Source organism: Gammaproteobacteria bacterium (assembly GCA_035501935.1).
Classification (GTDB): Bacteria; Pseudomonadota; Gammaproteobacteria; order JAJPIJ01; family JAJPIJ01; genus JAJPIJ01.
On record DATJVC010000019.1, the window covers coordinates 1 to 18,760 of the forward strand.

An 18,760-nucleotide genomic window follows, 5' to 3' on the forward strand; every position below is an offset into this window, starting at 1 on the left:
TCTCTGAATAGCAGGGCTTGATTGATAAAAGGTGCGATCTCTACCGATCTGGTTCTTGAATCATCTTCTATCATCCCAAATTGCTCCTCTAACACTTGTTGAAGAGCTGGCGGATGTACTAGATGCTTAAGATATGCTGCATGCGCCGTTACCGAATCCATACTCGTTTCGGTCACAAGATAACGATTAAACATTATTTGCATTCGCATATAATATATAATCTAGCTGTGTAAACGCCTTACAGCGAGTCTTCTTATCTCCCGTTATCTCCCGGCCATGTTATTAATTCATATAACTAGAGAAAGTCGTTGAGATGTTATGGTTCATGGAACTTAATGGCTACAAGGTGGCTAAATTTTTCAAGAAACTCATCTGTGTTAAAGAAAATGGTCTAGCTTTTTCATTCAATACTATAACTGGGCGCAGGTTCAATCCATGCTCACCTCCAGATCCTGCTGAATATCAAAACTTATTGAGCGACTGACCAACCGGAATCCAGTTTGACGAACCGCATCTTGCTCTCCTTCTTCGTCTCGCCGACCACGGGTACTTTGGTAGTGACCTCCACGTCGCAGAGATAGCCGCCGCCGTCCTTGCTGCAACCGATTTTGTTGACCGCGACGATTTCAACCTTGCCCGCATCGCCAAAGAGCGAGGAAGTCAATTTGTTGGTGTCGGTGAGCGAGGCTTCGATCGCCGCCTTGATGTCGCCTTCGCTGGGCGGGAGGGAACAGGCGGTGAGGAATGCGCTGAAAAAAATAAGTGCGTACTTCGATACCTCAGTACGAACGGTTTTTATATTTGGGACAGGCCTCGGGGCGAACGGGATTCTTGAATGGTGTTCGCTCCCTTCGACGGGCTCAGGGCGAACGGGATTTATATAGCGGGCAATCATCAGGCGACCTCCTGAGACATTTTTTCCGTGGTGGCGGACAGGCGGTGGATTAGGGTGCGCAGGAAGACCTTGAGGAAGCGCACCTGGCAGTGCAGCGACACCTGGCCGATGACGGTGGAATTCACCTTGAGCATTTCGGCGTGGCCGTTGGCGACGATGGTGGCGGTGCGCTTGGTGCGCGCGAGGTAGCCCATCTCGCCGAAGCAGTCGCCCTTCGCCAGCTTGCGCAGGTTTTTCTTGCCCTTGCGCACCGTGACCTCGCCGTCGACGATGATGTAGAAGGAATCGTCCATCTCGCCCTCGACGATGATCTTCTGGCCGTCCTCGTACTTCTGCCAGGAGCCGGCGCGAACGATTTCCCATATTTCGGCGTCCGGAAAGCCCTCGAAGAATGCGAGGCCCTTGACCATGATGAACCGCTCCTCGGCGGAGATTTCCTCGCGCGGCTGCTCCAGCAGGTGCTCGAAGGCGCGGCTCAGATCGGAGGCCAGATCGAGGCCCATGCCGTAACGGTCGGTGGTTTTCTTGGCCAGCAGCTTGCGCATGATGCGCTCCAGTTCATCCGGAACGTCGCTGCGGAACTCCTTCATCGGCGGCGGCTCCTCGTTCAGGATGCGCTGCACCAGTCGCGAGAAGTTTTCCGCCGCGAAGGGATGCTTGCCGGTCAGCAGTTCGTACATGACGACGCCGAGCGAGAACAGATCGGTCTGGTTGGTGAGCGTGTTTTCCTGGATCTGCTCCGGCGACATGTAACGCGGCGAGCCCACCATACCCATCGGCATGGTCTCGGTGGAATCCAGCTTGTTGATGTAGGCGATGCTGAAGTCGCCGATTTTGACGTCGAGGTCCCCGGTGATGAGGATGTTGGTGGGCTTGATGTCGCGGTGTATGACGCCCTCCTTGTGCGCGAAGTCGAGCGCCCTGCCGCACTTGAAAATAATCTCCACGACCTTCTCGATCGGCAGCAGCGAGTCCGATTTGCAATAGGTCTTGAGTGTGTTGCCGCCCTCCACGTACTCCATGACGATGTAACACACCTCGCCTTCCACGCCGGCGTCGAAGATGCTGATGATGTTGGGATGGGTCACGCGGCCGGCGGTGTGCGCCTCGTTGAAGAACATCTTGCGGTAACGTTCGCCGGACTCCTCGTCCTTGAGTTGTTCGGCGTGCGCGACCTTGATGGCGACCGGCCGGTCGACGTAGGGGTCATGTCCCAGGAAAACGGTCCCCATGCTGCCGCGATTTATTTCGCGGTACACACTGTACTTGCCGAGCTTGTTTGGAACCCCGGTTTCAGTCATGGCATTGCAACATTTTTTAGGGTTTCCCGTCAGCGTATTGATCCGCCGCAGGTTTATTTTGCAAGCAATATACTCTCATCGATGGATGCTGCGCCAGCACAAGATCTATCCTCAGTCTAACAGTGACTTGGAATCATGCGCCGCACAATTTTGCTGCACAATTTTTGTTGAGATCGCTTGCGGGCAGTGACAAACTAACCGGCATAAATACTCACTCAGCGGGGAGCAGCCCCGGGAGGATAAAACGATGATCACGGTCCAGCATTTGTTGCAGGAAAAGGGCTCTTCGGTCTGGTCGATTGGGCCCGAGGCCACTGTGTACGAGGCAGTGGCGACGATGGCGGACAAGGGAATCGGCGCACTGCTGGTCATGGAGTGGAACCGCCTGATGGGTATCATTTCCGAGCGCGACTATACCCGCAAGATTGTGCTCAAGGAGCGCTCATCGAAGGACACCAGGGTCAAGGACATCATGACGACCAACGTGATGCACGTGACCCCCGATGAATCCGTCGACAATTGCATGCTGCTGATGGCCCGGCACCGGTTCCGGCACCTGCCGGTGGTCGACGGCGATCGCGTGGTGGGCATGCTGTCGATCAGGGACATCATGAACAGCGTCATCGCCGAGAAGCAACTGCTCATCGAGCAGCTCGAAAATTACATCGCCGGCGCGGCCTGACCTGCTTTTGGCAGGTTAAACCGGTATCTCTGAAGTTCTCCAAACATCGTGGGTGGGCGAATGCCCATCCACGATGCATAATGTCCTCATGCCGCCTGACCGCCGTCGTTTCGCCGCATGAATTCCGTGGAGACCACCGCCGCCTGGCGGGCGCTCGAGTCGCATCACCGCCGGATTGCCGGCCTGCATCTGCGGCAACTGTTCGCCGATGACCCCAAGCGCTTCGAGCGATTCAGCCTCTCCAGCGGCGATCTGTTTCTCGATTACTCCAAGAATCGCATCACCGCGGAGACGATGCCGCTGCTTCTGGCGCTGGCCCGCGAGCGCCGCGTCGAGGAGGCCGCGGCGGCGATGTTCCGCGGCGACAAAATCAACGTCAGCGAAGATCGCGCGGCGCTGCACACCGCCCTGCGCAGCCGCGACAGGACGCCGCTGACGGTCGACGGCGTGGACATCCGCGCCGCCGTGGCGCGTGAACTGAAGCGTCTGTGCCGCTGGGCCGACGAGGTCATCCACGGCGATCGGCGCGGGCTCCAGGACACGCGCATCAAGGACGTCGTCAACCTCGGCATCGGCGGCTCGCATCTCGGCCCGCTCATGGCCGCCGGGGCATTGCGGCCGTACCAGCGCACGGGCCTCTCGGCGCACTTTGTCGCCAATGCCGATCCCGCCGATCTGGCGCAGACGCTGGAGGGGCTCGACCCCGCGGCCACGCTTTTCATCGTCACGTCCAAGACCTTCATCACGCAGGAGACTTTCGCCAACGCGGAACGTGCGCGGCAATGGTTGAAGCAGAAGCTTTCCGGCGGCAACCCGGCGCGCCACTTCGCCGCCGTGACCGCGAATGCGTCGGCGGCGCTGGATTTCGGCGTGCCCGCGGAGTCGGTGTTCGAGATGTGGGACTGGGTGGGCGGGCGGTATTCGCTGTGGTCGGCGGTGGGGCTGCCGCTGATGCTGACCATCGGGCCGGAGCATTTCGCCGGGCTGCTGGAAGGCGCCTGCCTCATGGACCAGCATTTCCGCTCGGCGCCGCTGGAGAAAAACATGCCGGTGATCCTGGGGCTGCTCGGCATCTGGTACCACAATTTCTTCGGGGCGGAGACGCATGCGGTGCTGCCCTACGAGGAAAATCTGAAACACCTGCCGGCCTATCTTCAGCAGCTGGACATGGAGAGCAACGGCAAGCGCGTGACCCGCGACGGCCGGCCGATTTCCGTCACCACCGGCCCCATCCTCTGGGGCGGCGCCGGCACCAACTCCCAGCATGCCTTCATGCAATTGCTGCATCAGGGCGGGCGCTTGATCCCGCTGGATTTCCTCCTCGGCAAACGCGGGCATTACGCGCCCGCGAAACAACAGCAGATGCTGATCGCGCACTGCCTGGCGCAGGCGGAGGCGCTCATGCGCGGCCGCACGGCGGAGGAAACCGGGGCCGAGATGCGCGGCGCGGGCGTGCCGGAGGGCCGCCGCCGCGCGCTCGCGCCGCATCGCGTCTTCCCCGGCAACAATCCCAGCAATATGCTGCTCTACTCGAAACTCACGCCGCGCGTGCTGGGCCAGATCATCGCGCTGTACGAGCACAAGGTTTTCGTGCAGGCCGCGGTGTGGGGGAACAATCCCTTCGATCAATGGGGCGTGGAACTGGGCAAGCAACTGGCGGGGACAATTTTGAAGGAACTGCAAGGCGGACCGCCTTCCGATCACGACGCCTCCACCCAGGGCCTGCTGGCCCGCCTGCGCGGCAAATCCGACAAATAATGCGCTTTAACTACTGGCGACCAGCTTGGCGGTGGTAATCGACAGGCGCTTGATGACGGTCTTCAGAAACACCTGGTGAAAGTGCAACTGGGTGTCCTTGGATAATTGCTCCATCAGCATGGCGTTGATCTTGAGGACGCCCACCGGGCTGCTGGCGGTGATGGTGGCGGAGCGGCGGGTCTTGTTGAGATAGCCCATCTCGCCGAAGCATTCGCCGGCGGTCAGGCTGCCCACCACCGTCGCGCCCTTCTTCACCGCGACGGCGCCGTGGACCAGCACGTAAAACCAGTCCCCCATCTCGCCTTCGGTGATGACGTTGTGACCCTGCGGGTGTTCCTCCCAGACGACGGCGCGGACAAGTTCCTTCAGCTCCGGGTCGGGCAGGCCGGCGAAAAACTCCAGCGCCCGCACCTCGTCGAACTGCACCTGCGGGGAAATGGGCTGCGTCGCCTCCAGGTGGGAGAACAGGCGGCTCAGATCCGCCGCCATCGCCAGGCCGGACTGGTAGCGATGGCGCAGGTCCTTGTTCAGACTTTTGGCGATGATGTGTTCGAGTTCCTCCGGCAGGTCCTGGCGCACCTCCCACAGCGGCGTGTGTTCCTCGTTGACGATCTGAAAGACCAGCTTGGAAAAACTGTCGCCGCCGAAGGGATGGCGGCCGGTCAGCATTTCGTACATGACGATGCCGAGCGAAAACAGATCGGCCTGGTTGTTGACGGTCTCCTCCTGGATCTGCTCCGGCGACATGTAGCGCGGCGAACCCACGAACCCCGTGGCCAGGGCCAGGTTCTCATCGGCGCGGTTGACATGGGCGATGCTGAAATCCGCCACCTTGACGTCCTTGTCGCGGGTCAGCAGCAGATTGGACGGCTTGATGTCGCGATGCACCACGTCCTGGCTGTGGGCATAATCCAGCGCCTTGGCGCACTTGAAAATGATCTCGGCGACCCTGGGCAGCGGCAGGAGATTATTGGCCTGCGTGTGGGTCTTGACCGTGTCGGCGCCTTCGATCAATTCCATCACGATGTAACAGGTGTCGCCCTCGACGCCGGCGTCGAAGATGTGGAGGATGTTCGGGTGCTGCAGCTTGCCGGCGGTGTGCGCCTCGTTGAAAAACATCTTGCGGTAGCGATCCCCCGATTCCTTGTCCTTCAGAAAATCGGCAATCGCCACCTTGATGGCCACCGGCCGGTCGATGTACGGATCGTAACCGCGGTAGACGATGCCCATGCTGCCCTTGCCGATCGGCTCGATGACATCGTATTTTCCCAACCGCTTTGGAACCTGGGTCGCCATGGGGACACGGACGTGAAAGGATGCGCCCATGTTACTGAAATTAAATCGAGTATGACAGGGCGGGCCACCAGCGCTGATCCGGTATAATTCACGGGTGTCCAAGGCATTGTTCGAAAAAATCGGGCCGCCGCTTCTGCTGCTGATCGTGGTTTCAGCCGCTGGCGCCTTCTTCGTTTTCCGCCCGCCGGCGCCGGCCACGAACGAAATCGAGGGACTGTTATGGCCGCCCGGCGATCCCCTGCCGGATTTCGTCCTGCGCACCCAGCGCGGCGACACATTCGGCGCCGACAACCTGAAGGGCCGCTGGTCATGGATGTTCTTCGGCTACACCGAGTGCGCCGACATTTGTCCCACGACGCTGCGCGCGATGAACCGGGTCGCGGACAAGATGACCGGAGACCCGCAGACGCAGTTTATTTTTGTCTCCATCGATCCCGATCACGACAGCCCGGAGCAGATGCGGCGCTATCTCGATACCATGGCGCCCAAAGTGATCGGCTTGAGCGGCAGCGCCGATGAAATATCGCGGCTCGCGCGCAAGCTGGGGATCGCGCACGCACCCGCGACCAATCCCGCCGGCGGCATCGAACACACCGCCGCCATCCTGCTGATCGATCCGCGGGCCCGGCGCGTGGGCATCTTCACGCCGCCGCATGACGCCGGGACGCTGATCAAGCGGTTTGACGCCATACGCCGGTTTGTCGCCGCATCCCGATGACGTCGCAGCAGACGTATCTGGCGGCGGCATTGCTGGGCCTGGCGTGGGGCATGCCGGTCCAAGCGGCGGACATCAAGGTTCACGAGGCATGGATAGATCCGGGCCCGCCGGAAACTTCGGCGCCCGCCGCTTATCTCGATATCGAGAACAGCGGCGGATCGCCCCATTCCGTGACTCTGCGCGCGGCGGTGGCTGAAAGCGTCGCGATCTACCATGCCCGTTACGGCGCCAACTCGGCCATACTCGAGCGCGTGCCCAAACTGGAACTGCCGCCGCACACCCGCCTGCGTTTTCAAGACCAGGACATGCTCGCCATGCTCTACGGCTTGAACCATCCGTTGCAGCAGCATGAAAAAATAAACCTGCAACTGGATGTGGATGACGGCCAGCATTTGACCGTGCCGGCGGAGGTCAGGGCCGCCGCCCCCGCCGCCAGGCCATGAATCTTGTGGTACGACAGGATATGGAATCCGCGGCCACGGCGCGTGAACGGCGCCGGCTCGCGTTCCTGCATGCCCTGCCGCATCATGCCCTGTCCCGGCTCGTGCGCGTCCTTGCCCGCTGCCGCGCGCGGTGGCTGGCGCGGCCGCTCATCCGTCATTTCTGCCGTCACTTTCACGTCAATCTCGCGGAGGCGGCGATCAGCGATGTCCGCGGCTACGCCTGCTTCAACGATTTCTTCACGCGCGCGCTCAAACCCGGCGCGCGCACCTGGCCGCCGGATCCGGAAATCATCGGCTGCCCCGTGGACGGCGCCATCAGCGAGATCGGCGTGCTCGACGGCGGGCTTTTGATCCAGGCCAAAAACCGCGTCTATACCTTGAGCGACCTGCTGGCCGGCGATGACGGCCGGGCGCGCCCCTATCACGGCGGCGCGTTCGTCACGCTGTACCTCTCGCCGCGCGATTATCACCGCATCCACATGCCGGTGGACGGCGTTCTGGAACGCATGGCGTACGTGCCGGGACGGCTGTTTCCCGTCAACGCGCCCGCGGCCCGCAATGTGCCCAATCTGTTCGCGCGCAACGAACGCATCATCTGCCATTTCAACACCGCCCTGGGTCCCATGGCCGTGATCCTGGTCGGCGCCCTCCTCGTCGGCGGCATGCAAACGGTCTGGGCGGGCGAGGTGACGCCGGCGCGGAACCGCCGCGTCACCTCGTGGAATTACGCCGGAAAAAATCCGCGGCTCGCGCGCGGCGACGAACTGGGCCGCTTCAACATGGGCTCGACCGTCATCCTGCTGTTCGGCCAGGATCGTGTGCGCTGGCTGGGCTCGTTGCTTGCCGGCGATCGGGTGTGTCTGGGGGAACCGCTGACCGGACGTTGATTCAGGGCCCGGTGTGGCGTTTGAATTCGAGCCGATAGATGAATCCCGGCAACGCAAACACCATGAACAGGAAAAAAGTGACCACGTAAAACTCCCAGCCCTGGGCGTACAACCCGCCGGTCATCTTGCGTTCAACACCCAGGGCCACGGCGCCGGCCAGCCCGTAATAAATCAGCCATTCCAGCAGACAGACCGCCAGCGTCTTCGCGCCACGCCCGAGCTGGAACACCAGCAGAAACCGCGCGGTGAGCCACGGCAGGTTGGCCAGCACCAGACTCGTAAACACAACCGCGGCCACCGCCCAGCCCATCAGTCATCAGATGCCGGTGGCGCGCAGGCAGGTGGACATCAGCAGACCCGGCATCACGCCGATCGCGAGGATCGCGAGGCCATTCACGCTCAAGGCGAGGCGCAAATCGCCGTCCGTCGCCAGCGGCCTGGCCGTCCCGCCGGCGTCGAAATACATCAGCCGTACGATGCGCAGATAATAGTAGGCGCCGATCACCGAGAAAAACACCGCGAGCCCGGCCACGACGACGTGCCCCGAATGGATCAGTTCCTTGATCACGAACCACTTGGCCCAGAAGCCGGCGAATGGCGGCACGCCGGCGAGCGAGAAAAACAGGATCAGCGCCACCAGCGCGAACCACGGGCTGCGACTGCCCAGGCCGGTGAATTCGTCCAACCGATCCGTCTCCGGCCCGGCCCCCGCCAGCAGAATGACCACGCCGAAGGCGCCGAGGCTCATGAGCGCGTACACGATGGAATAGAACATGGCGCCGGCATAGCCCGCCGGCGAGGCGGCCAGCACGCCGAGCAGCAGGAAGCCCATGTGGGCGATGGTGGAATAGGCCAGCATGCGCTTGATGTCGGACTGCGCGATGGCGACGAGGTTGCCGAGCGCCATGGAGGCCACCGCCAGCACGATCAGGATCGGCGACCATTGCGCCGCGCTCGCGCCCAGGCCCATCGCCAGGAGCCGCATGGCCATCGCAAAGGCCGCCAGCTTCGGCGCGGTGGAGACCAGCAGCGTCACCGGCGTGGCCGCGCCCTGATAGACGTCCGGCACCCACATGTGAAAGGGCACGGCGCCCAGCTTGAACGCGACGCCGGCGATGATGAGTACGAGCGCCAGCACCCAGACCGGACCGCCGGTCTGCGCGGCCGTCAGCGTTCGCGCCAGCGTGCCGAGATCGAGCGTGCCGGTGACGCCATAGACGAGCGACATGCCGTACAGCAGCATGCCGGAGGCCAGCGCCCCCAGCACGAAGTATTTCATGGCCGCCTCGGTCGTGGCGGGCGCGTCGCGGTGCAGCGCCACCAGCGCGTACAACGACAGCGACAGCAGTTCCAGGCCCAGATACACCATCAGCAGGTTGCCGGCGGAGATCAGCACCAGCGCGCCGAGCGCGACCATCAGCACGAGGGCGAAGTATTCCCCCGACAGCCATCGCCGCGGGCGCAGATATTCGCGGCCATAGATGAGCGCGACGATCACCAGCATCAGCACGAAGCATTTCAGCACCACCGCCAGCGGATCGATCACCACCATTCCGAAGAACCAGCGCAGACCCACCACGCGGGGCAGCACGAGGGCGCAACAACACAGCGCCAGCAGCAGGCCCGTCTGCGCCAGCCAATAGGCCAGCGCATGCTCCCTGTCACGGAGGTATGAATCCACCAGCAGCACCAGACAGGCCGTCAGCAGCACCACGATCTCCGGCGAGGCGGCAAGAAACGCATAGAAGTACACGTTCATGGCGACGCCACCTGGATCGGGCTCACCTGCGCGACCAGCGCCTGCAGGCTCGCCTGCATGGTATGGGTCAGCGGCGCCGGCCACAGCCCCAGACCCAGCACCATGACCGCCAGCACGCCGAGTACGAATCCCTCGCGCAGCCCGATGTCTTTCAGCGCGGCGACGTGATCATTGGCGATGCCGCCGAAGATGACGCGCTTCACCATCCACAGGGTGTAGGCCGCGCCCAAAATCAGCGTGGTCGCGGCAAAAAAACTGTACCAGAAGCCCGCGTGCATGGCCGCCAGAATGACCATGAATTCGCCGACGAAACCGGAGGTGCCCGGCAGTCCGCAATTGGCCATGGCGAACAACGTCATCAGCGCGGCGAACGCCGGCATGGTGTTGGCCACGCCGCCGTAGTCGCGGATTTCGCGGCTGTGCATGCGGTCGTAGAGCACGCCGACGCAGAGGAACAGCGCGCCGGAGACGAAACCGTGCGAGATCATCTGCACCACCGCCCCGGAGAGGCCCAGCAATTCCATGTTGCCGTAGCCGCCATGCGCCGGCGTCGGGAAGATTAGGAAGAAGCCGAGCGTGACGAAGCCCATGTGCGATATGGAGGAGTAGGCGATGAGCTTCTTCATATCCTGCTGCACCAGCGCCACGAAACCGATATAGACCACGGCGATCAGTGACAGCAGCATCATCGGCACCGCGAAGAAGCGGCACGCGTCCGGCAGGATTGGCAGGCTGAAGCGCAGGAAACCATAGGCGCCCATCTTCAGCATGATGGCGGCGAGGATCACCGAGCCGCCGGTCGGCGCCTCGACGTGCGCGTCCGGCAGCCAGGTGTGCACCGGCCACATCGGCACCTTGACGGCGAAGGCCAGCAGGAAGCCCAGGAACAGCCACTGCTGCGCGGCCAGACCGGGCCGCAGGTGCTGCAACTGCGCCAGATCGAAGCTGCCGCCCTTGGCGTACAGATACAGGAGGCCGACCAGCATGAACACAGAGCCGAGAAAGGTGTACAAAAAGAATTTCACCGCCGCATACACGCGCCGCTTGCCGCCCCAGATGCCGATGATCAGGAACATCGGGATCAGCATGGCCTCCCAGAACACGTAGAACAGGATCACGTCGCGCGCCGCGAAGACGCCGATCATCGTGCCTTCAAGGATGAGAAACGCGGCCATGTAATGGGCCACGCGATCCGTGATCACCTCCCAGCCGGCCACGACCACGAGCACGGTGGTCAGCGTGGTCAGCAGGATGAGCGGCAGCGCGATGCCGTCGATGCCCAGGTGATAGTAAATGTCGAAGGCCGGGATCCAGTCGTGCCGCTCCACGAACTGCATGTCGCCGCGCACCGGGTCGAAATGGGCATACAGCAACAACGACAGCAGGAACGTCGCCGCGCTGATGAGCAGGCTGTCAATCCGCACCGCGCGATCGTCGCGCGCCTTTGTTCCGGCGACGCCGACCCATGCGCCGCCCAGGATCGGCAGCCAGATCAGCAGGCTCAGCAACGGCAGCTCGGTCATATCCAGCGGCGCTTCGTGGAAGCCTAGTGCAGCGCGGAATGACCCATGCCGCCGCCGACCATGCCGGCGACGGAAAACAACAGCGCGGCGGCAAGGATTGACACCACGGTATAGGCGGCGGCCTTGTCGGAGGGGCATTTCATCAGCACCGGCAGGCCGGTGTAGAACAGGTAGGCACCGTAGAGACCCAGGATCCCCAGCATCTGCAAACCGGGCAGTATCGCGAAGATGCCGGCCAGCCAGCCGGCGGTGGAGGAATAGATCGTGAGCTTCAAGGCGTTGATCTGGTTTTTCTCCCCGCCGAAGGTCGGGGCGAGCGCATCGACCAGCAGGCTGACCAGATACACCCCGATCAGGCTCAGTATGTATTCGGAGATGGCGTAGCCCAGCGCCGTCACGATCGGCAGCCGTATCGTGGTGCCGGCAAACGGGATGGCGTGGCCCACGATGGCGGAGCCGATGAAGCCGGCGATTGCCGGTATGGCGGCCAGGATCATCGCGTAGTTCACGTACAGGCTCTTCATGTCCGCGGGCTCGGCGGCGATCTTCTGCCACTCGCCCACGGGTTGGAGCAGGATATTTTTAATGCGATCGATGTTCATGTCGGCAACTCCCCTGTTGAGAAGCGTTGGAAATCACGGTCACCTTCCGATTCCGTGCACGAAATACCCAAGTAACAACAACATGCCCAGAATCATCACAAAGGCGTAATGATAGAGATAGCCGCTCTGTACGCGGCGCACCTGTTGAGCCAGCCAGCCGATGGCGCGGGCGGAACCGTTGACCGCCAGCCCGTCGATCAAGCCGCGATCGCCGGCCCGCCACAGCACCTGGCCAGAGACGCGGGCGCCGCCGGCGAACACGACCTCGTTGAAGCCGTCGAAGCCATACTTGTTCAGCAGCAGCCGGTACGGCCAGGAGAGCCGGCGGGCCAGCAGCGCCGGCCACTGCGGGCGCTGCAGATACAACAGCCACGCCACCGCCACGCCCGCGAACGCGAGCCAGGTCGGCGCGGCGGTCAGGCCATGCAGCAGCATCGCGCCGCTGCCGTGGAAGTCCTCCGCGATCCGGTGCGCGGCATCGTGCGACTCATTTACCACGATGGCGCCGCCGAAAAAATCGCCGCTGAAGACGGTGGGCGCCATGAAATAACCGGCCACCACCGACGGCAGCGCCAGCAGTACGAGCGGCACCGTCACGACCGCGGGTGATTCGTGCAGATGTTTGCGGGCGTGCGGTTCCAATCGTTCCGCGCCGTGGAACACCATGAAGAACAGCCGGAAGCTGTACAGCGCGGTGAAAAAGACGCCGAACAGCACCGCGAGATAGGCCCAATGCGCGGCCGGCAGCGTCGAGGAATGCACGGCCTCTATGATGGCGTCCTTGGAATAGAAACCGGCGAGACCGGGAAATCCCATCAGCGCCAGCGAGCCGATCAGCGAGGTCACCCATGTGATCGGCATGTATTTGTACAGGCCGCCCATGTGGCGCATGTCCTGTTCGTGATGCAGGCCGATGATGACCGAGCCGGCGGCGAGGAACAGCAGCGCCTTGAAAAAGGCGTGCGTGACCAGGTGGAAGATGGCGACGCTGTAGGCCGAGGCGCCAAGCGCCACCGTCATGTAACCGAGCTGCGACAGCGTGGAGTAGGCGATGACGCGTTTGATGTCGTTCTGCACCAGGCCGAGCAGTCCCATGAGGAAGGCCGTAAGCGCGCCGATGCTCATCACCACGTTGAGCGCGGTGTCGGACAGTTCAAAAAGCGGCGACATGCGCGCCACCATGAAGATGCCCGCCGTCACCATGGTGGCGGCGTGGATCAGCGCCGAGATGGGCGTGGGGCCTTCCATGGAATCCGGCAGCCAGACGTGCAACGGCATCTGCGCCGATTTGCCCATGGCCCCTACGAAGAGCAGCAGACAGATCAGCGTGACCACGGCCCACGGCTGGCCGTGCCACACCGTGATCGAGGCGCCGGCGACATTCTGCGCGTTGGCGAACACCTCGCGGTAATCCAGCGTGCCGAAATACATGAGGACCAGCGCGATCCCGAGCAGAAAGCCGAAATCACCGACGCGGTTGGCCAGAAAGGCCTTGAGGCTCGCGTAGATCGCGGTCGGTTTCCTGAACCAGAAGCCGATCAGGAGATAGGACACCAGGCCCACCGCCTCCCAGCCGAAGAACAGTTGCAGGAAATTATTGCTCATGACCAGCATGAGCATGGAAAAAGTGAACAACGCGATGTAGCTGAAGAAGCGCTGATAGCCGGGGTCATCGTGCATGTAGCCGATGGTGTAGATGTGCACCATCAGCGACACGAAGCTCACCACCGCCATCATGGTGGCGGACAGCCGGTCTATCAAAAATCCCAGCGACAACGGCAGGGAGCCGATCCGCGCCCATTCATACCATGTTTCGTTGTAAACCGGCCCGCCATCAATGACGATTTGCTTGAACACCAGCAGCGACAGCACGGTGGAAATTGCCACGCCGCCGATGGTCACGGTGTGCGCACCGGCGCGGCCGATCTGCCGGCCGAACAGGCCCGCGATCAACGCGCCCAGCAGCGGCGCCATCACGATGGCGATGCAGTATGCGGCCATGTTCATCCCTTCAGGACGCCGATGTCGTCGACATTGATGCTGCGCCGGTTGCGGAACAGCACCACCAGGATGGCGAGCCCGATGGCGGATTCGGCCGCCGCCACCGCCAGGATGAAAAAGACGAAGATCTGTCCGGCCAGATCATGATGAAAATGCGCGAAGGCGACGAAATTGATATTCACCGCCAACAGCATCAATTCGATGCACATCAGCAGCACGATGAGGTTCTTGCGGTTGATGAATATGCCGGCCACGCTGAGGCAGAACAAGAGCGCCGCCAGCACCAGATAATGCGACAGCGGGATCATGCGCCGCCCTCCTTCGCCGGTTTCTCCGCGGGCAGGGACAGCAGCCGCACGCGATCCTGCCGCCGCACGCCGACCTGCCACTCCGGCCGCCCCGCCTTGGTCTGCCGCCGGGCGCGCTGGGTCAGCGCGATGGCGGCGATGATGGCCACCAGCAGGATCACCGCGGCCACTTCGAAGGGATAAAGATAGTAGGTGTAAAGCAGGCGCCCGAGTTCGGTCGTATTGCTGTGATCCGCGGGCAATGGCGCCGGCGGGGGAAATTGCGCCAGGCCGAAATAGCGGGGACCCAGGATGAATCCCATCACCGAAGCCAGGGCGAGCGCCACCGCCGCGCCGAAGGGGAGATAACGCGCGAAGCCCTCGCGCAACGGCACCAGGTTGATGTCCAGCATCATCACCACGAACAGGAACAGCACCATCACCGCGCCGACATAGACCAGCACGAGCGCGATGGCCAGGAATTCCGCCTCGAGCAGCAACCAGAGGCCGGCGGTGCCGAAGAACGCCAGCACCAGAAACAGCACCGCATGCACGGGATTCTGCACCGTGATCACCATGGTGCCGGCGAACAGCACCAGCGCGGCCAGCGCGTAGAATATCCCCAGTTCCATTCCTCTCTTCTTTCTTTTGATTTTTACAGCTATCGGTACATCGCGTCGCGGGCGCGATCGGCGGCGATCTGCGCCTCGAACATGTCGCCCACCTTGAGCAGTTTCTCCTTGGTCATGAGCAGGTCGCCACGCTGCTCGCCGTGATATTCGTAATGGCGGGTCTCCACGATCGAATCCACCGGGCAGGATTCCTCGCAGAAGCCGCAGAAGATGCACTTGGTGAGGTCGATGTCGTAGCGCGTGGTGCGGCGCGTGCCGTCGGCGCGCTGCTCGGATTCGATCGTGATGGCGACCGCCGGGCACACCGCCTCGCACAGTTTGCAGGCGATGCAGCGCTCCTCGCCGTTGGCGTAGCGCCGCAGCGCGTGCAGGCCGCGGAAGCGTGGCGATTGCGGCGTCTTCTCCTCGGGGTACTGGATGGTGATCTTGCGATCGAAGAGATAGCGGCCGGTCAGCCGCATGCCCTTGAGCAGCTCCCACAGGAACAGGCTTTTCACATAATTGACGATGGCGCGCATATTCAGGCCCCTCCTGAAAACCATGGCGGTGCATGTAGCATCACCAGACCGGCGACGACCACGATCCAGACCAACGTGATCGGCAGGAACACCTTCCAACCCAACCGCATGATCTGATCATAACGGTAACGTGGGAACGTGGCGCGGAACCATAAAAACAGCAACAGGAAGAAACTGATCTTGCCCAGCAGCCAGAAGATGTCGGGCACCCGCGCGAACAGCGGCTCCAGCACCGGCACCCCCTGAAATGGCGACAACCAGCCGCCGAGGAACATGATCGACGCCAGCGCCGATACCAGGATCATGTTGGCGTATTCAGCGAGGAAGAACACCGCGAAGGCCATGCCGGAGTATTCGACGTGAAAACCGGCGACGATCTCCGACTCTCCCTCGGCGACGTCGAACGGCGCGCGGTTGGTCTCGGCCACGCCGGAGATGAAATATACCGCAAATAACGGCAGCAGCGGCAGCCAGAACCAATGCAAAATATTGCCCTGCTGGGCCAGCACGATGGCGCGCAGATTGAGGCTGCCGGCGGCGATCAGCACGCCGACCAGGGCGAACCCCATGGCGATCTCGTAGGCGACAATCTGGGCGGCGGATCGCAGCGCGCCCAGGAAGGCATATTTCGAATTGGACGCCCAGCCGGCGATGATGACACCGTAGACGCCGAGCGATGTCAGGGCCAGGATGTACAGCAGGCCGGCGTTGATGTCGGCGATGTGCCTGACGGCGTCGAACGGGATCACCGCCCAGGCCGCCAGCGCCGGACCGATGGCCAGCACGGGTGCCATCAGGAACAAGGTCTTGTTGGCGCCGGCGGGGATGATGATTTCCTTGAACAGCAGCTTGAACGCATCCGCGATGGGTTGCCCGAAGCCCCCCAGCCAGGGGATGCCGAAGAAGGTCACACGATTGGGGCCCAGCCTGACCTGCATGTAGCCGATAATCTTGCGTTCGGCGAGCGTGAGATAGGCCACCGACAGCATCAGTGGTATCAGCAATGCGACGATCTGCAGCACGATGGCCGTCACCGGCCACGCCGGCGCCGGCAGCCAGAACAAGATCCTGGTATGCACCCACTCCAGCACGTCATTCCCTCTCCACCGTGATTGCCCCGAAGGCCGGGCCCAGATCGGCAAGCGGCCCGCCGCCGTGAATCAGCACGACATCCTGCGCCACTCGATCGTCGCGCCGCGCGACGGCGGTTTTTGTCTCACCCTGTTGCCGCACGCGCACCCGCTGGCCATCGGCAACCCCGATGCGCTGCAGGGTGGCTCCGTTCAGGCGCACATCGCCATCCGCCGCGTCCCGGGTCAACTGGAGGGCCTCCGCGTGCCGCACCAATGCATCCACCGCATTCATGGGCACCACCGTCGCCCGCTCCAGCGCGCCGTCATTTTTTCTCCACGCGCAGAGGTTGTCCGGCGCGATCGCGCCCGGCGATTCCGGGAGCGCCGCCAGCTCCGCGCGCACGCCGGCGCAATCCACGAAATCGAAACCCGGCGTCTGCAACTGACCGCCGAGCACACGAAGGATCTTCCACAATGGCCGTGCATCGCCGGCCGGCGGTACGGCGGCCTCGAAACCCTGCCAGCGGCCCCCGGCATTGACGTAGGTGCCCTCGTTTTCGGCGTAAGGGGCCACGGGCAGCATGACGTGTGCGTGACGTTCCATCGCCGGACTGCGGAACGCCGTCAGGTGCACGACGAATTCCGCGCCTGTCAGTGCCTTCAGCGCCGCCGCGCCGTCCCAGCAGTCGAGTTCCGGCTCGATGCCGGCCAGTACGTAACCGCGCCGCGGTTGCGCCAGCACGGCCGCGGCATTCAATCCGGGCGCGGCAACCGCCGCGCCGCGCGGGCCGCGATGCGGCACCGCGCCCGCCAGCCACGCGCCGGCGGCATTGGCGCCTTCGGCCAGAAAATGCAGGCGGGCGCCGCTGTAATGCGCGATCCACTGCGCGGCCGTTCGCAGCGCCTGAAAATCAACATGGGCGATCGCGAGCGGGCCCAGGATTACCGCCGTCGCTTTCGCCGACTTGAGCCGTGATGCGATCCGGCGGTGTGTCTCCTCGACGCCAGCGGCGCGGAAACGTTCCACACCGGCGGCGTCATTTGCATCCTCCGCCAGCGCGCGCGCAACGGCGGCAAGCCGGGCCGGCATCGCGGCCGGCGGCACGATCATCTTTTCGCTCACGCGCCAGTTGCAATCGAAGTCCACCGGATTGAGCACCATCATGGCGGCACCGCGCAGCGCGGCCTTGCGCAGGCGGTGGTTGGCCAGCGGTTGTTCCTTCCTGACGTTTGAGCCGATGAGAAGCGCCGCCTCCAGCCGTTCCCACTCCGCCAGCGGCGCCTGCCAGCCGGGATACAGCGGCATCTGCTGCTCGCCGCGAAAGTCGCCCTGCCGCAGGCGGTGATCGATATTCTGGCTGCCCAAGCCGCGCATCAACTTCTGCAGCAAATACATTTCCTCCACCGTGGCACTGGGGCTGATCAGGGCGCCCAGCTGGGATGCGCCCGCCTGCGACACGACCCGGCGCATTCCCTCCGCCACCCGTTGCAACGCAATCTCCCAGTCCACCCCTCGCCACCGGCCGTTCTCCCGAATCATCGGTTGCAGCAATCGATCGGGACTGTGCAGCCCTTCATAACTGTAACGATCGCGATCCGACAGCCATACTTCATTCAGTTCCTCGCATTCGTGCGGCACCACCCGCTTCACCTGCCGCCCCTTGATGTGGAAATCCACGTGCGAGCCCACGCCATCGTGCGGCGCGATCCCCGGCAGCTGCCGCAACTCCCAGGCCCGTGCGCTGTAGCGGTAGGGCTTGGAGGTCAAGGCGCCCACCGGGCAGACGTCGATCACGTTGCCCGACATCTCGGAATTGACCGCCTTCTCAATGTAGGTGCCGATTTCCATGTGCTCGCCGCGGCCGGTGGCGCCGAGCTCGCGCAGACCGGCGATCTCCTCGCCGAAGCGCACGCAGCGCGTGCAGTGAATGCAGCGCGTCATGTCGGTCTGGATCAGCGGTCCCAGATCCTTGTCCTTGACCACGCGCTTGCCCTCGTTGAAGCGCGACACATCGGCGCCATAGCCCATGGCCAGGTCCTGCAACTCGCACTCGCCGCCCTGATCGCAGATCGGACAGTCGAGCGGATGGTTGATGAGCAGGAATTCCATCGTCGCCTTCTGCGCCGCGCGCGCGAAGGGCGAGCGGGTCTGCACCTTCATGCCCTCCATGACCGGCGTGGCGCAGGCCGGCACCGGCTTGGGCATCTTCTCCACCTGCACCAGGCACATGCGGCAGTTGGCGGCGATGGACAGCTTCTTGTGGTAGCAGAACCGCGGCACGTAGATGTCCGCCTGATCGGTGACCTCGATGATCATGGCGCCCTTGCGCGCCTGGAGCGGCTTGCCGTCGATCTCAATGTTGACCAGTGCGTCCGCCATGTCAG

Annotated in this window: 19 protein-coding genes; 5 read left to right on the plus strand and 14 right to left on the minus strand. The window is 62.9% G+C overall.

Annotated features, from left to right (window positions below; all coding sequences use genetic code 11):
• From VMH34_04745 to VMH34_04755, 3 genes are all read right to left on the minus strand, one after another.
• A partial coding sequence (locus VMH34_04745) for a hypothetical protein (protein ID HTT08079.1) occupies positions 1-194 on the minus strand: 194 nt, incomplete at its 3' end.
• 275 nt (positions 195-469) lie between these two features.
• Positions 470-895: a hypothetical protein gene (locus VMH34_04750; protein HTT08080.1), complete on the minus strand. Its 426-nt coding sequence runs from the start codon at positions 893-895 to the stop codon at positions 470-472.
• Positions 895-2,196, minus strand: a complete 1,302-nt coding sequence (locus VMH34_04755) for a serine/threonine-protein kinase (GenBank protein HTT08081.1) — start codon at positions 2,194-2,196, stop codon at positions 895-897. Before VMH34_04755 ends, VMH34_04750 begins: the two co-directional genes overlap by 1 nt.
• A gap of 247 nt (positions 2,197-2,443) precedes the next feature.
• On the opposite strand from VMH34_04755, the gene VMH34_04760 reads away from it, so the two are divergent.
• Together VMH34_04760 and pgi are read left to right on the plus strand one after the other, a co-directional pair.
• Entirely contained in the window at positions 2,444-2,878 is a 435-nt protein-coding gene (locus VMH34_04760) for a CBS domain-containing protein (protein ID HTT08082.1), read from the plus strand.
• 117 nt (positions 2,879-2,995) lie between these two features.
• Positions 2,996-4,636: a glucose-6-phosphate isomerase gene (gene pgi / locus VMH34_04765; protein ID HTT08083.1), complete on the plus strand. Its 1,641-nt coding sequence runs from the start codon at positions 2,996-2,998 to the stop codon at positions 4,634-4,636.
• Positions 4,637-4,642: 6 nt separating this feature from the next.
• On the opposite strand, the gene VMH34_04770 is transcribed toward pgi, so the two are convergent.
• Positions 4,643-5,932 (minus strand): serine/threonine-protein kinase, encoded by a 1,290-nt coding sequence (locus VMH34_04770; GenBank protein ID HTT08084.1) that lies wholly within the window; start codon positions 5,930-5,932, stop codon positions 4,643-4,645.
• Positions 5,933-6,026: 94 nt separating this feature from the next.
• On the opposite strand from VMH34_04770, the gene VMH34_04775 reads away from it, so the two are divergent.
• From VMH34_04775 to asd, 3 genes are read left to right on the plus strand one after another with little or no spacing between them, the layout of a single operon-like run.
• Positions 6,027-6,650, plus strand: coding sequence for an SCO family protein (locus VMH34_04775; protein HTT08085.1), 624 nt, complete (start codon positions 6,027-6,029; stop codon positions 6,648-6,650).
• Entirely contained in the window at positions 6,647-7,093 is a 447-nt protein-coding gene (locus tag VMH34_04780; GenBank protein ID HTT08086.1) for a copper chaperone PCu(A)C, read from the plus strand. The genes VMH34_04775 and VMH34_04780 overlap by 4 nt, the downstream gene beginning before the upstream one ends.
• A gap of 20 nt (positions 7,094-7,113) precedes the next feature.
• Positions 7,114-7,980 (plus strand): archaetidylserine decarboxylase, encoded by an 867-nt coding sequence (gene asd, locus VMH34_04785; GenBank protein ID HTT08087.1) that lies wholly within the window; start codon positions 7,114-7,116, stop codon positions 7,978-7,980.
• A 1-nt stretch (position 7,981) separates the two neighbouring features.
• On the opposite strand, the gene VMH34_04790 is transcribed toward asd, so the two are convergent.
• The 10 genes from VMH34_04790 to nuoG are packed head-to-tail and all read right to left on the minus strand — an operon-like array spanning position 7,982 to position 18,755.
• The gene (locus tag VMH34_04790; protein ID HTT08088.1) at positions 7,982-8,290 is read right to left on the minus strand and encodes a DUF2818 family protein; all 309 of its coding nucleotides are present in this window, start codon (positions 8,288-8,290) and stop codon (positions 7,982-7,984) included.
• 6 nt (positions 8,291-8,296) lie between these two features.
• Positions 8,297-9,739, minus strand: a complete 1,443-nt coding sequence (gene nuoN, locus VMH34_04795; GenBank protein HTT08089.1) for an NADH-quinone oxidoreductase subunit NuoN — start codon at positions 9,737-9,739, stop codon at positions 8,297-8,299.
• On the minus strand, positions 9,736-11,262 hold the full coding sequence (locus VMH34_04800; GenBank protein ID HTT08090.1) for an NADH-quinone oxidoreductase subunit M: 1,527 nt from the start codon (positions 11,260-11,262) through the stop codon (positions 9,736-9,738). Before VMH34_04800 ends, nuoN begins: the two co-directional genes overlap by 4 nt.
• Before the next feature lie 23 nt (positions 11,263-11,285).
• On the minus strand, positions 11,286-11,864 hold the full coding sequence (locus VMH34_04805; GenBank protein ID HTT08091.1) for a Yip1 family protein: 579 nt from the start codon (positions 11,862-11,864) through the stop codon (positions 11,286-11,288).
• Between the two features lie 39 nt (positions 11,865-11,903).
• Positions 11,904-13,865, minus strand: coding sequence for an NADH-quinone oxidoreductase subunit L (gene nuoL, locus VMH34_04810; protein ID HTT08092.1), 1,962 nt, complete (start codon positions 13,863-13,865; stop codon positions 11,904-11,906).
• 2 nt (positions 13,866-13,867) lie between these two features.
• Positions 13,868-14,173, minus strand: coding sequence for an NADH-quinone oxidoreductase subunit NuoK (gene nuoK, locus VMH34_04815; protein ID HTT08093.1), 306 nt, complete (start codon positions 14,171-14,173; stop codon positions 13,868-13,870).
• Positions 14,170-14,784, minus strand: a complete 615-nt coding sequence (locus VMH34_04820; protein HTT08094.1) for an NADH-quinone oxidoreductase subunit J — start codon at positions 14,782-14,784, stop codon at positions 14,170-14,172. Before VMH34_04820 ends, nuoK begins: the two co-directional genes overlap by 4 nt.
• Positions 14,785-14,813: 29 nt before the next feature.
• Complete coding sequence (gene nuoI, locus VMH34_04825; protein ID HTT08095.1) at positions 14,814-15,302, minus strand: NADH-quinone oxidoreductase subunit NuoI; 489 nt, start codon at positions 15,300-15,302, stop codon at positions 14,814-14,816.
• 2 nt (positions 15,303-15,304) lie between these two features.
• The gene (nuoH, locus tag VMH34_04830; protein ID HTT08096.1) at positions 15,305-16,366 is read right to left on the minus strand and encodes an NADH-quinone oxidoreductase subunit NuoH; all 1,062 of its coding nucleotides are present in this window, start codon (positions 16,364-16,366) and stop codon (positions 15,305-15,307) included.
• 28 nt (positions 16,367-16,394) lie between these two features.
• Positions 16,395-18,755: an NADH-quinone oxidoreductase subunit NuoG gene (gene nuoG, locus VMH34_04835; protein HTT08097.1), complete on the minus strand. Its 2,361-nt coding sequence runs from the start codon at positions 18,753-18,755 to the stop codon at positions 16,395-16,397.
• Positions 18,756-18,760: the final 5 nt, after the last annotated feature.